General features: G+C 72.3%; 12 protein-coding genes and 1 riboswitch. Of the genes, 2 read left to right on the forward strand and 10 right to left on the reverse strand.

Annotation, left to right across the window (positions count from 1 at the left end):
• Positions 1-34: 34 nt before the first annotated feature.
• From ribH to rpe, 6 genes are all read right to left on the reverse strand, one after another.
• Positions 35-505, reverse strand: a complete 471-nt coding sequence (gene ribH, locus QMG73_RS35970; protein ID WP_281903360.1) for a 6,7-dimethyl-8-ribityllumazine synthase — start codon at positions 503-505, stop codon at positions 35-37.
• Positions 505-1713, reverse strand: a complete 1209-nt coding sequence (locus QMG73_RS35975) for a bifunctional 3,4-dihydroxy-2-butanone-4-phosphate synthase/GTP cyclohydrolase II (RefSeq protein ID WP_281903362.1) — start codon at positions 1711-1713, stop codon at positions 505-507. The genes ribH and QMG73_RS35975 overlap by 1 nt, the downstream gene beginning before the upstream one ends.
• Positions 1710-2303, reverse strand: a complete 594-nt coding sequence (locus QMG73_RS35980) for a riboflavin synthase (protein ID WP_281903363.1) — start codon at positions 2301-2303, stop codon at positions 1710-1712. The genes QMG73_RS35975 and QMG73_RS35980 overlap by 4 nt, the downstream gene beginning before the upstream one ends.
• 4 nt (positions 2304-2307) lie before the next feature.
• The gene (gene ribD / locus QMG73_RS35985; RefSeq protein WP_281903365.1) at positions 2308-3366 is read right to left on the reverse strand and encodes a bifunctional diaminohydroxyphosphoribosylaminopyrimidine deaminase/5-amino-6-(5-phosphoribosylamino)uracil reductase RibD; all 1059 of its coding nucleotides are present in this window, start codon (positions 3364-3366) and stop codon (positions 2308-2310) included.
• 68 nt (positions 3367-3434) lie between these two features.
• Positions 3435-3585, reverse strand: a riboswitch (FMN riboswitch).
• Positions 3586-3647: 62 nt separating this feature from the next.
• Positions 3648-4613 (reverse strand): GGDEF domain-containing response regulator, encoded by a 966-nt coding sequence (locus tag QMG73_RS35990; protein ID WP_407676902.1) that lies wholly within the window; start codon positions 4611-4613, stop codon positions 3648-3650.
• A 9-nt stretch (positions 4614-4622) separates the two neighbouring features.
• Positions 4623-5291, reverse strand: a complete 669-nt coding sequence (rpe, locus tag QMG73_RS35995; protein ID WP_281903370.1) for a ribulose-phosphate 3-epimerase — start codon at positions 5289-5291, stop codon at positions 4623-4625.
• Positions 5292-5369: 78 nt separating this feature from the next.
• On the opposite strand from rpe, the gene QMG73_RS36000 reads away from it, so the two are divergent.
• Positions 5370-6254, forward strand: coding sequence for a septum formation family protein (locus QMG73_RS36000; protein WP_281903371.1), 885 nt, complete (start codon positions 5370-5372; stop codon positions 6252-6254).
• Between the two features lie 927 nt (positions 6255-7181).
• Here QMG73_RS36000 and QMG73_RS36005 read toward each other — a convergent pair.
• On the reverse strand, positions 7182-8087 hold the full coding sequence (locus tag QMG73_RS36005) for a carbohydrate kinase family protein (RefSeq protein ID WP_281903372.1): 906 nt from the start codon (positions 8085-8087) through the stop codon (positions 7182-7184).
• A 63-nt stretch (positions 8088-8150) separates the two neighbouring features.
• Between QMG73_RS36005 and QMG73_RS36010 the strand changes: the two genes are divergently transcribed.
• Complete coding sequence (locus tag QMG73_RS36010; RefSeq protein WP_281903374.1) at positions 8151-8741, forward strand: TetR/AcrR family transcriptional regulator; 591 nt, start codon at positions 8151-8153, stop codon at positions 8739-8741.
• 124 nt (positions 8742-8865) lie between these two features.
• On the opposite strand, the gene QMG73_RS36015 is transcribed toward QMG73_RS36010, so the two are convergent.
• From QMG73_RS36015 to def, 3 genes are read right to left on the reverse strand one after another with little or no spacing between them, the layout of a single operon-like run.
• The gene (locus QMG73_RS36015; protein ID WP_281903375.1) at positions 8866-10335 is read right to left on the reverse strand and encodes an RsmB/NOP family class I SAM-dependent RNA methyltransferase; all 1470 of its coding nucleotides are present in this window, start codon (positions 10333-10335) and stop codon (positions 8866-8868) included.
• On the reverse strand, positions 10332-11255 hold the full coding sequence (gene fmt / locus QMG73_RS36020) for a methionyl-tRNA formyltransferase (protein ID WP_281903378.1): 924 nt from the start codon (positions 11253-11255) through the stop codon (positions 10332-10334). The genes QMG73_RS36015 and fmt overlap by 4 nt, the downstream gene beginning before the upstream one ends.
• A gap of 6 nt (positions 11256-11261) precedes the next feature.
• The gene (gene def, locus QMG73_RS36025; protein WP_281903381.1) at positions 11262-11816 is read right to left on the reverse strand and encodes a peptide deformylase; all 555 of its coding nucleotides are present in this window, start codon (positions 11814-11816) and stop codon (positions 11262-11264) included.
• Between the last annotated feature and the right edge of the window lie 104 nt (positions 11817-11920).

An 11920-nucleotide genomic window follows, 5' to 3' on the forward strand; every position in this document is an offset into this window, starting at 1 on the left:
TGAAGTCGTTAGGGCGACTTGAGGGACGCCCTGATCATGAGGTGACGCGGATCGCGAGGGCGGCGTCCAGGGCGGCCACGGTCGCGGACCAGCCCTTGTCTTCCGCGGAGTCGGCGAAGCCGGCCCGGGCCCGCGCCTGGTCGAGCGTGTTGACCGTCAGGACGCCGTGTGCGACCGGGGTCGACTCGTCGAGGGCGACCCGCGTCAGCCCCTCGGTCACGGATTTGCAGACGTAGTCGAAGTGGGCGGTCTCGCCGCGGATCACCACGCCCAGCGCCACCACCACGTCGCACCGCCGGGCCAGCGCCTGCGCCACCACCGGCAGCTCGACCGAGCCGGCCACCCGCGCCACCGTCACCTCGTGCACACCGCACGCCTTCGCCGCGTCGACCGCGCGGGCCAGCATGTGGTCGGTCAGGTCGCCGTGCCACCGGGCCGCGACCACGCCGACCGTCAGTCCGGTGGCGTCCACAGTGGACACGTCCGGCTCGCCGAAACCCGCCATCAGGCCAACTCCTCGAGGTTCAGGGTGTGCCCCATGCGGTCGCGCTTGGTCCGCAGGTAGCGCACGTTTTCCGGGTGTGGCGGCACGGCCAGGGGCTCCTGGCCGGCGACCGTCAGGCCGTACCCGGACAGCGCCGCCAGCTTCGCCGGGTTGTTGGTGAGCAACCGCATCGAGCGGACGCCCAGGTCGTACAGGATCTGCGCACCCGTGCCGTACTCCCGGGCGTCGGCGGGCAGGCCGAGTTCGAGGTTGGCGTCGACGGTGTCGCGTCCCTGGTCCTGGAGCTGGTAGGCGCGCAGCTTGTGCAGCAGCCCGATGCCCCGCCCCTCGTGGCCGCGCACGTACAGCACGACGCCCCGCCCCTCGGACGCCACCCGGGCCAGCGCCGCGTCCAGCTGCGGGCCGCAGTCGCAGCGCAGCGAGCCGAACACGTCGCCGGTGAGGCACTCGGAGTGCACCCGCACCAGTACGTCGCGGCCGTCGCCGAGGTCGCCGTAGACCAGCGCGACGTGCTCGACGCCGTCGACCTCGGCCCGGTACCCGACGGCCCGGAAGGCGCCGTGCCGGGTCGGGATGCGGGTCTCGACCTCGCGCTCGACCTGCTGCTCGGTGCGGCGGCGGTACGCGACCAGGTCGGCGATGCTGATCAGGGCGAGCTCGTGCTCGGCCGCGAACTTCTCCAGGTCGGGCAGGCGCATCATGGTGCCGTCGTCGTTGACCATCTCGCACAGCACCGCCGCGGGGCGCAGCCCGGCCAGTACCGCCAGGTCGACGGCCGCCTCGGTGTGGCCGGTGCGGCGCAGCACCCCGCCGGCGCGGGCGCGCAGCGGCACCACGTGGCCCGGCCGGGTCAGGTCGACGGGCCGGGTGGCCGGATCGGCGAGCAGGCGCAGGGTGTGCGCGCGGTCGGCGGCGGAGATACCCGTGGCGACGCCCGTGCGGGCATCGACCGTCACCGTGTACGCCGTGCCGCGCGGGTCCTGGTTGGTCCGGTACATGGGCGGCAGGTCGAGTCGGTCGCAGTCGTCTTCGGTCAGCGGCGCGCAGATGTACCCGGACGTGTACCGCACCATGAACGCCACCAGCTCCGGCGTCGCCATCTCGGCGGCGAAGATCAGGTCGCCCTCGTTTTCGCGGTTCTCGTCGTCGACCACCACGACCGGCCGGCCGGCGGCGATCTGCTCGACCGCTTCCTCAATGGAATTCATGCCCGGACCCCCACCATTTTCTCCACGTACTTTCCGATCACGTCGACCTCGAGATTGACGAGGTCGCCGACGCCCTTGCGGCCCAGCGTGGTCAGCTCGAGCGTGGTCGGGATCAGGCTCACCGCGAAGTCGCTGTCGGACACCGAGACCACGGTCAGGGATACCCCGTCGACGGTGATCGACCCTTTCTCGACGACGTACCGGGACATGCCCGGCGGCAGCGCGATGGTCACGTCGTCCCACCGCTCTCCCGGCGTGCGCGCCATGATCGTGCCGACCCCGTCGACGTGGCCCTGTACGAGGTGACCGCCCAGCCGCGTCTGCAGCGTCGCGGCGCGCTCCAGGTTGACCGGGTCGCCAGGCCTGAGCGATCCCAGCGCCGACCGGTCGAACGTCTCCTTCATCACGTCGACCGTGAACCCGTCGCCGTCGGCGATCACCACGGTCAGGCAGACGCCGTTGACCGCGATCGAGTCGCCGGGACGCGCGTCGGACGACACGAGCGGGCCGCGGATGGCCGCCACTCCCCCCTCGCCGTGCCAGTCCAACCGCAGGAACTCGCCCAGCTCCTCGACGATGCCCGTGAACATGCGGTCACCCCTTCATCTTCGGTACGGCTGTGAACCGCAGATCGGGGCCGACCTGCGTGACGTCCGTGAGTTCGAGCTCGATGGCCTCGGCGATGGTGCTGACGCCGGCGCCGGACAGCGCGGCGGGACCATCGCCGAGCAGCTTGGGCGCGACGTACCCGACGACCCTGTCGACGAGGCCCGCGGCCAGGAACGCGCCAGCGAGCACCGGCCCGCCCTCCAGCAGCGCGGCGCGGACGCCGCGCTGGTGCAGCGTCGCGAGCAGCGCGCTGAGGTCGACCCGGCCACGAGAATCGGCGCCGACGTCCGCGGCGGTGGCGATGAACGTCGGCGCCGCACTGTCGCGGACCTTGGCGTCCAAAGGTGTACGCCCAGCCGAGTCGACGACCACCCGTAGCGGCTGCCGGATGGCGAGGGTGCCGTCGCGCAGGTTGCGGGCGGTGAGCCGGGGGTCGTCGGCGAGCACGGTGCCGACCCCGACGATGACGGCGTCGACGGTGCCGCGCAGCTTGTGCACGTCCATCCGCGCGGCCTCGGAAGTGATCCACATGCTCGTGCCGTCGACCGCCGCCGACCGGCCGTCCAGGGTGGCCGCGTACTTCCAGATCAGGTACGGCCAGCCGCGGCGCATCGAGGTCAGCCAGGCGATGTTGCCGGCTTCCGCCTCGGCCTCCCGGGTGCCGGTCGCCACCTCGACGCCCGCCTCCCGCAGCGTGTGCGCACCGCCCCCGGCGATCGGGTTGGGATCGGGCACCCCGACGACGACGCGGCGGATGCCGGCGTTGATCAGGGCGCGCGTGCAGGGGCCGGTGCGGCCGGTGTGGTCACAGGGTTCCAGGGTCACGATCGCGGTGCCGCCGCGGGCGCGCTCACCCGCCTGGGCGAGCGCCACTATCTCGGCGTGCGGGCCGCCCGCGTACGCGTGGAATCCCTCACCGACGACGGCGCCGGACGTATCGAGAATGACGCAACCCACGACGGGGTTGGGACTGGTCGTGCCGAGACCTCTGGCCGCCAGCGCGATAGCGCGGCGCATCGCCTCGTCTTCGGAGACGCTCGCCATGGCCGGTCGTCAACTCCTCACGCGTATGCGCAGGCAAGCCGACCCCGGCAAAGGGGTGCGTCCGTCCCGCGCGCTGCCTCCCATCCGGACTTTGACCGTCGGCTCTGGTCTTGCACCAGATCCACCGGCCGTTGGATACGACCGGGTCGCGGGCTCTCCAGGGGTGTCTGACCCCGGATTACCGCCGGTTCGGAATTTCACCGAGCCCCGCCAGCGCGTGGTGGGTTAAACCCGAGTGTAACCGCGCGGAGCCGCACGGTTCACTGTGATCTGAGCTGCTGTCAGCTGTCCGCTTTACGCCTATCGATGGCGATATAGGACCCGGGTTGGGTCTTCGCGACCTTCTTCATCTCGGACGCGACCGCGATCACCTCACGCGGATCGGCGTACTTGCGGCCCGTCGCGGTCGACTGCGCCACCCCGATCGAGAGCGTCACCAGAGCGGCCCGTTGCAGCCGCCCCCGGCGGTCCGGCACCTCGATGTACCCCTGCCGGTTGTGCACCTCGTCGTACAACTCGTCGGCCGCCCGTTCGAAGTCTTCGACCGCCTTGCGGGTCAGCGGCAACATCTGCTCCGGGTCGCAGACGATCACGAAGTCGTCGCCGCCGATGTGTCCCAGGAACGCCGGGGGTAGGCCCGCCGCCACCGCGGCCCGGTGCAGGCTGCGCGCCAGGGCGGTGATGAACTCGTCGCCGCGCTCGAACCCGTACACGTCGTTGACGCTCTTGAACCGGTCGATGTCGATGTATCCGACGGCGTAGTCGGCGCCGTTGCGCATGCGGTCGAGGATCTCGCGCCGCACCCGGGTGTTGCCGGGCAGGCCGGTCAGCGGCGACACCTCGCGGAACTCCTGGTTACGCCGCAGCGTGGAGCGCACCCGCGCGATCAGCTCCAGCGTGTCGAACGGCTTGACCAGGTAGTCGTCGGCGCCCACGCTGAGGCCGACCACCTTGTCGACGGTCATACCCTTGGCCGTCAGCATGATCACCGGAAGCGCGGCGGTCATCGGGTTGGCCCGCAGCCGCCGCACCAGCTCCAGCCCGTCCATCCGGGGCATCATCAGATCGACCACAGCCAGGTCGGGCCGGGCCGCCTCGATGACCTCCAGTGCCTCTTCCCCGTCGCCAGCCAGTACCACGTCGAAGTTGTGCAGCCGCAGATTGACCTGCACGAACCGCGCGATGTCCGGATCGTCGTCGACGACGAGGATCAGGTCGGCCTTGTCAGCGTCGGGGTCAACACTCATGGTCATCACTCATGGCCGTCGAGCCAGCGTTTTCAGACGGCGGACGGCCTCGGCCGGGTCGGCGGCGCTGTAGACCGCGGTGCCCGCCACGAACGCGTCGGCGCCCGCCTCGGCCGCCTGCGCGATCGTGTCCTCGGCGATCCCACCGTCGACCTCGATCCGCAGCTCGAGGTGGCCGGCGTCGACGTGCCGCCGAGCCGCGGCCACCTTGTCGAGCATCGCCGGGATGAACTTCTGCCCGCCGAATCCCGCCTTGATCGTCATGATCAGCAGGGTGTCGAAGTGCGGCAGCAGCTCCAGGTACGGCTCGACGGGCGTGTCCCGATCGATCGCCAGTCCCGCCTTGGCACCCGCGGCGCGCAGGTCCTTGGCCAGCGACACCGGATTGTCCGACGCCTCGGCGTGGAAGGTGACGTTGTAGGCCCCGGCGTCGGCGTATCCGGGCGCCCAACGCCGCGGGTCGGCGATCATCAGGTGCACGTCGAACGGCAGGTCGGTCGCCGCTCGCAGGCTCGTCACCACGGGCAGGCCGATGGTGAGATTCGGTACGAAATGGTTGTCCATCACGTCGATGTGTAACCAGTCCGCGGCGCCCTCGACGGCGCGTGCTTCCTCGGCAAGGCGGGAGAAATCGGCGGCCAGGATGCTCGGCGCGACGACCGGCGGTGGTGCGCTCACTGCGCCAGTGTACGGAATTGTCGTATGCTCCTCGCCGCACCGGGCGTGAGACATTCTCGCGCGCCGCACGGGGAGGGCATGATGCGCCGCTGGGCGTTCGTGGTTGTGATGGTGCTGTTCGCGGCCGGCTGCGGCGGGCCCGCGGGCACCGACGGCTCGCTCGTCGACGACTGGTCCGCGCAGGCCGAGCCCAAGGTCTTCGTGCCCGCCGCGCAGACCTGCCACCCGACCAACGCGGCGGACTCGACGTCCTCGATGACGCTCTACAACCCGGTCGTCTGCGACAAGTCGCACGCCAGCGAGACGTTCCACGTCGGCCAGTTCGGCGGGGCGAACGCCAGCGGCTCCAAGCCCCCGGCCGCGGACAGCCCGGCGGCGCGCGTCGCGTGGGGTGAGTGCGACACGAAGGCCAGCGAGTACGTGGGCGCCCCGTGGCGCTCCGGTCGCCTCTACGTCACGGTGCTGCTCCCCACCGACGCGGCCTGGGCCGGCGGCGCGCGGTGGTTCCGCTGCGACCTGACCGAGACGTCCGATCTGGAGCTTCGCGCCGACGTGCGCCGCACCGCCAGCCTGCGCGACGCGATGAAGGCCGGATCGCCGCTGGCGCACGGCTGCTACCAGCCCATCATGAAGGGCGACGACGTCGACGTGATGAAGCCGGTCGACTGCGGGCAGGCGCACCGGGCGGAGTTCGTGGGAGTGTGGGCGGCGCCGGAGACCCCGTACGCCGACTTCGAGAAGAACGACGAACGCGCGCACCGCGGCTGCCTGATCGCCGTGGCGTCATACGCCAAGGTCCCGTTCGACGGCAACATGAAGTACCGCGCCGGCACGATCTTCTACTACCCGACCGAGTACGAGTGGGGCTGGGGCGACCGCGGGGTCAAGTGCTTCATGTGGAGCGACCGCGACCTGAAAAAGTCCATCAAGGCCGCAGGCCCCTCCGGCCTCCCCATCCGCTAACCCCCCACCTCGCCCCACGCACGCGGGGTGCGCCGCGTCCGCGCTCGCTGCCCGCGCCGCCGGTGCGCGCCGCGCGGGGCGCGCCGCGCGGGGCGCGCTCTCGCCGCCGATCAAGGGCGAATGCACGTGCTTTGATCTCAAAACCGCGTGCTTTTGCCCTTGATCGATGCGAATGCCCTTGATCGGCGGACGCTGAGAGACGGGAAGGGCGCGGGCCGTGCGCAGTGCGGGCCGAAGGCGGCGCGGATCGCGCACCTTCGAGCAAGCCGCGGCCTAAACCCGCGCGGAGGTCCCCGGGTGAGGCGCCGCGCCGTCATCGCCGGGACCAGCCGTCGCGGTTGAGGGTTGGCGCCGGCGTGTCGCCGCGCCTTGCGCGGCGCTCGGCGCGGGTGCGCGGCGCTCGGCGCGGGTGCGCGGCGCTCGGCGCGGGTGCGCGGCGCTCGGCGCGGGTGCGCGGCGCTCGGCTCGGGTGCGCGGCGCTCGGCGCTCGCCGATCAAGGCCATTCGCATCGATCAAGGGCGAATGCACGCCAAAAAGAGATCCAACCACGTGCATTCGCCCTTGATCGGCGCGCAGGGCGTGGCGACACGCCGCGCCCGGCCTGGGAGCGGACGCACGCGGAGGCGTGCGGGGCGTGGCGAAACGCTGGCACGGGCGGGTTTCGGCGCCGAGGAGAGGACGGGTGCGGGGGTGGGTTGCCCCTCTTTCAGCCGCCTGTGGGCGGCCGGCAGGGCCGGGGCTTCCAAGAGATGCTGGGCTACCGCGACGTCCGCGGCGCTCGATGCCCGTTGCTCCCGCGGCCTCGCCCGCCGCGGCCACACGACCCGCCCGCCCGTCTGCGGTGAGCGTGACTGGACGCGGAGGGTGAGGCCGCGGGAGCAACGGTCTGAGCCACGACGGGCATCGCGGTAGCTCGGATGGATTGTCTACGCGACGAGGTCGCGGAAGGCCTTTTCGTCGCCGTGGTCGGTGCCCAGGCCCTGGGCGACCAGCGCGGCCACCGCGCATCCCAGGGCTGCCGCCTCGACCGGCGTGCGGCCCAGCCAGATGCCCCTCAGGAAGCCGGCGGAGAAGGCGTCGCCGCAGCCGCTCGTGTCGACCACCGTGATCTCGTGCGCGGGCACCTTCGCGGCGCCGTTGGCGTCAACGACCAGGGCGCCCTCCGCCCCCGTCGTGGCGGCCACACAGAGGGCGCCCCGGTCCAGCAGGGCGCGGCAGCCGGTGGCCAGGTCCGTGGCGCCGGTGAAGCCGAGTACCTGCTCGTCGTTGGGCAGGAGGTAGTCCACGTATGGCAGGGCGGGCGCGATCCATTCGAGCAGTCCCGGGTCACCCGGCGCGAGGATGTCGACCGAGGTGACCGCGCCGTGTTCGCGGGCGTAGGACAGGATGCGCGCCGCCGCCTCCCCACCCATGAACTCGGGCCCGCCGAGGTGCACGTGTGTCGCCGCGGCGATGGCGGCCCACGGTGCCAGGTCCGGCCCGTACGCAGCGTTGGCCCCGATGACGTGGAACGCGGGCCGCGACCCGTCCGGGCGGATCGGCAGCACGCTGGCCGAGGTGGCGATCCCGTCGACGCGTACCAGGTGGGAGGTGTCCACGCCGGCCCGGTCGAGCAGCATGACGAGCATGTCACCGGCCGCGTCGGTGCCGACGGCTCCGGCGGTGTGCACCTGTGCGCCGAGCTTGGCCAGTACCAGCGCGGTGCCTCCGGCCGCACCGGCCGGACTGATTTTGATTTGCTCGACGAGCTGAGCGCCCTGACCGTCCGGGATCGACTCGACCGGCTGCGCGAGCACGTCCAGCACGTGGGTGCCGATGGTCACTGCCTCCATGGCGGATCACGGTAACCTTAATCTGAATCAAAGTCACGTTCAGGTTTTTGGTTGGGAGGGCTCGTGCTTCGCCGCACACCGCAACAGGCCCGCAGCAAGGCCCGGGTCGCGCTGCTGCTCGACGCCGCCGAGCGGGTGCTCGTCCGGGACGGCGTCGCCGCGCTCACCACCAGCCGGGTCGCCGCCGAGGCGGGGGTGTCGGTGGGCTCGCTGTACCAGTACCTGCCGGACCGGGGCGCCATCGTCGACGCGCTCGCCGCCACCTACCTGACCCGGCTGGAAGGGCTCATGGACGCGTACGTGCAGGCGGCGGCCGCCGAGCGCTGGAGCGACCCGGTCGGCGTGCTGATCGACGGCTTCGCCGAGATCTACCGCAGCGGCGACGGCTTCCGGGCGCTGTGGTTCGCCAGCGGGCTGACCGAGCAGACCCGGGCCGCCGACCGCGCCCACAAGCGCCGGATGGCCGACGGCGTCCGCCGCATCCTGCTCGTGCTGGACCTCGCGCGGGAAAACCCGGCCCTGACGGCGACGTGCGAAGCCGCCGTGCTCGCGGCGGACGCCGTGGTGCAGGAGGCGTTCCGCCGCGATCCCAACGGTGACCCGGACCTCCTGGCGGAGGCCAAGCGCATGCTCCGCGCCTACGTCACTCCGTGATCAGGGCTGTGAACAGTCCGAGTCGCATACGCCGTCGTGCGCCAGTGCCGCGCGGCGACTCGGACCGTTCATCCCTCAAGTCGTTAGGGCGACTTGAGGGACGCCCTGATCACGAGCGGGAGTGCTAGGCGCTGCGCTGAAGGAGCGCCAGGTACATCGCGTCGGTGCCGTGACGGTGCGGCCAGAGCTGCACCGTCGGGCCGGACCCCAACCCAGGCATGCCCGCCGGCAGCAGCGGCCGCGCGTCGACCAGGTCGACCGGGTACCCGGACCGGCGCGCCGACTCGGTGACCGTCACCTGGGTCTCGACCGGGTGCGGCGAGCAGGTCACGTACGCCACCACGCCGCCCGGGCGCACCACGCGCAGGGCGGCGCCCAGCAGCTCCCGCTGGAGCCGGGTCAGCGGTGGCAGATCGGAGGGCTGCCGGCGCCAGCGCGACTCGGGACGGCGGCGCAGCGAGCCGAGCCCCGTGCACGGTGCGTCGACCAGTACCCGGTCGAAGGTGCCCTCGACCGTGCGGCCGTCGGCGTGCTCGACCGTGACGGGCAGGCCACGGGTCGCCTGCTCGACCAGGACGGCGCGGTGCTCGGTGACCTCGACAGCGGTCACGTGGGCGCCGCGCTCCACGGCGAGCGCGCCGAGCAGGCCAGCCTTGCCGCCGGGACCGGCGCACAGGTCGAGCCAGCGATCGTCCGGCCCGTCGAGCGGTGCCTGCGCCAGGGCGGCCGCGACCAGTTGGGAACCCTCGTCCTGCACGTGTGCGCGGCCGTCGAGGATCGCGTCCAGCTCTCCGGGCGCGCCGCCGGGCAGATACACCGCGTACGGGGAGAACGCCCCGGGCAGGCCGCCCACCTCCTCGGCCAGTTCGACGGCGTCGGCGCGGCCGGGACGGGCGCACAGGTGCACGGGCGGGCGCTCGTTGTCTTCGATCAGCGCGCGGGCGGTCTCGTCGAGGTCGCCGCCCAGCGCGTCCGCGAACGCCCGCACTATCCACTGTGGATGGCTGTGCGCCACGGCGAGGTACGCGACCGGGTCGTCGTCGTAGCCGGGAGCGATCTGCGCCACCCACGCGTCGTGGTCGCGGCTGGCGACCTCGCGCAGGACCGCGTTGGCGAAGCCGGTCGCGCCGGGCGCGACGGCCTTGACCAGATCGACGGTCGCGGACACCGCGGCATGTGCGGGCACGCGGGTGTGCAGCAGCTGGTACGCCCCCAGCCGCAGCGCGTCACGGGCCGGCGGATCGATGCGGGCCACCTCGCGGCCGGACGCCGCGGCGACGATCGCGTCGAGGGTGCCCTCCTGCCGGAGCGTGCCGTAGGTCAGCTCGGTGGCGAAGGCGGCATCACGACCGCGCAACCCCAGATCGCGCAGCACGCCAGGGAGTACCAGATTGGCGTACGCGCCATCGCGATGCACAGCGGCCACCGCCTCGTACGCGGCCCGCCGTGGCACGTCGACGGCGCTCCCGCGGCCCCGCGGCGGCCGACCGTCGCGGCCGCGGCCATCACGCCCGCTGAAACGCCCGCCGCCCTCACGCCCGCCATCAGAACGGCCGCCACCGGAACGCCGACCGCCCTCAAACGAGCCCGTCACGCGAAACGCTCCGAAGTGACGCGGACCCCGCGGGCCCAGTCGGTCGCGGACATCGCCTTCTTGCCGGCCGCGCGCACCTCGCCCAGCGCCACCGGCGTGGTGGCCGTGCCAACCAGCACCTGATGGCGCTCGACGAGCAGGTCACCGGGCTCCAGGTCGGGGCCGTTCGCGATCGGGCGGACCGGACCCAGCTTGACCCGATCGCCACGGAACGTCGTCCACGCGCCCGGCGCCGGCGTGCACGCCCGGATGCGCCGGTCGACCGCGAACGCCGGCTCGGTCCACCGCACCTCGGCGTCCTCCACGGTGATCTTCGGCGCCAGCGACACCCCGTCGGCCGGCTGCGGCTCGGCGCGGGCGGTGCCGGCCTCGATCGCGTCGAGCACCGCCACCAGCAGCCCCGCGCCGGAGCCGGCGAGCCGGTCGAGCAGGTCACCGGACGTGTCGGTGGGACGCACCTCGTCGGTCAGCGTCCCGTACACGGGCCCGGTGTCGAGGCCCCGCTCCAGCTGGAAGACGCTGGCGCCGGTGATGGCGTCGCCGTGCAGCACCGCGTGCTGTACGGGCGCCGCGCCCCGCCACGCGGGCAGCAGCGAGAAGTGCAGGTTGACCCAGCCGTGCTTGGGGATCTCCAGCGCCGCGGGCGGCACCAGCGCCCCGTAGGCGACCACCGGCACACAGTCGGGCGCGATGTCGCGCAGCCGAGCCAGGAACTCGGGCTCGCGCGGGCGCGCGGGCGTCAGCACCTCGATGCCGCGCTCGTCGGCCCAGGCGCCAGCCGGCGAGCGGACCAGATGCCTGCCGCGGCCGGCGGGGGCGTCGGGGCGGGTGACGACGGCGACCAGCTCATGCCCGGAGGCGGCGAGGGCGTCGAGGCTGGGCAGAGCGACAGCCGGCGTGCCGGCGAAGACAAGGCGCACCCGCCGTCACCGACCCAGACCGAAGGGGCTGGTGTGCGGGCTCACCTTGACCGCTGGCGGCGCGGCCGGGTCGTACCACTCGGCCTGCCGGATCGCCTTCATGGCCTCCTTGCGACGGCTCGCGTCGAGCCGGTCGAGGAAGAGCACCCCGTCGAGGTGGTCGGTCTCGTGCTGCACGCAGCGGGCCATCATGCCCGTGCCGACGATCTGCACCGGATCGCCGTACTCGTTGAAGCCCTTGGCGATCGCGTTCATGCGGCGCTTGGTGTCGAAGTACAGGCCGGGGATGGACAGGCAGCCCTCCTGGCCGTCCTGCTCCTCCTCGTCGGGAAACTCGAGCACCGGGTTGATCAGGTGCCCCAGTACGTCGTCGACGTCGAACGTGAACACGCGCAGGCCGACGCCCAGCTGCGGCGCCGCGAGACCCGCGCCGCTCTGCTCGCGCATGGTGTCGGTGAGGTCGGCGACGAGCTTGCGCAGCTCGACATCGAAGTCGACGACCGGCTCGGCGGGCGTGCGCAACACCGGATCTCCGAACAGTCGGATTGGCTGGACCGTCACGGAACTGGCTCCTTCTGATGGGGGAATCCGGTGACGTACCAGTCTACGGAGTGCGCATACCGGCCCGCCCGGGCAGTGCCCGGTGATACGTTCCGCTCGGGTTC

Origin of the sequence: Phytohabitans aurantiacus, from assembly GCF_027923225.1 — a bacterium.
In the GTDB taxonomy this organism is placed as follows: domain Bacteria; phylum Actinomycetota; class Actinomycetes; order Mycobacteriales; family Micromonosporaceae; genus Phytohabitans; species Phytohabitans aurantiacus.

Bases quoted from the DNA above. Each gene is read 5' to 3' on its own strand.
- QMG73_RS35990 (WP_407676902.1), bottom strand. From the start codon at position 4,613: ATGAGTGTTGACCCCGACGCTGACAAGGCCGACCTGATCCTCGTCGTC.
- QMG73_RS35975 (WP_281903362.1), bottom strand. From the start codon at position 1,713: ATGAATTCCATTGAGGAAGCGGTCGAGCAGATCGCCGCCGGCCGGCCG.
- ribD (WP_281903365.1), bottom strand. From the start codon at position 3,366: ATGGCGAGCGTCTCCGAAGACGAGGCGATGCGCCGCGCTATCGCGCTG.
- ribH (WP_281903360.1), bottom strand. From the start codon at position 505: ATGGCGGGTTTCGGCGAGCCGGACGTGTCCACTGTGGACGCCACCGGA.
- QMG73_RS36005 (WP_281903372.1), bottom strand. From the start codon at position 8,087: ATGGAGGCAGTGACCATCGGCACCCACGTGCTGGACGTGCTCGCGCAG.
- QMG73_RS36000 (WP_281903371.1), top strand. From the start codon at position 5,370: ATGATGCGCCGCTGGGCGTTCGTGGTTGTGATGGTGCTGTTCGCGGCC.
- QMG73_RS35980 (WP_281903363.1), bottom strand. From the start codon at position 2,303: ATGTTCACGGGCATCGTCGAGGAGCTGGGCGAGTTCCTGCGGTTGGAC.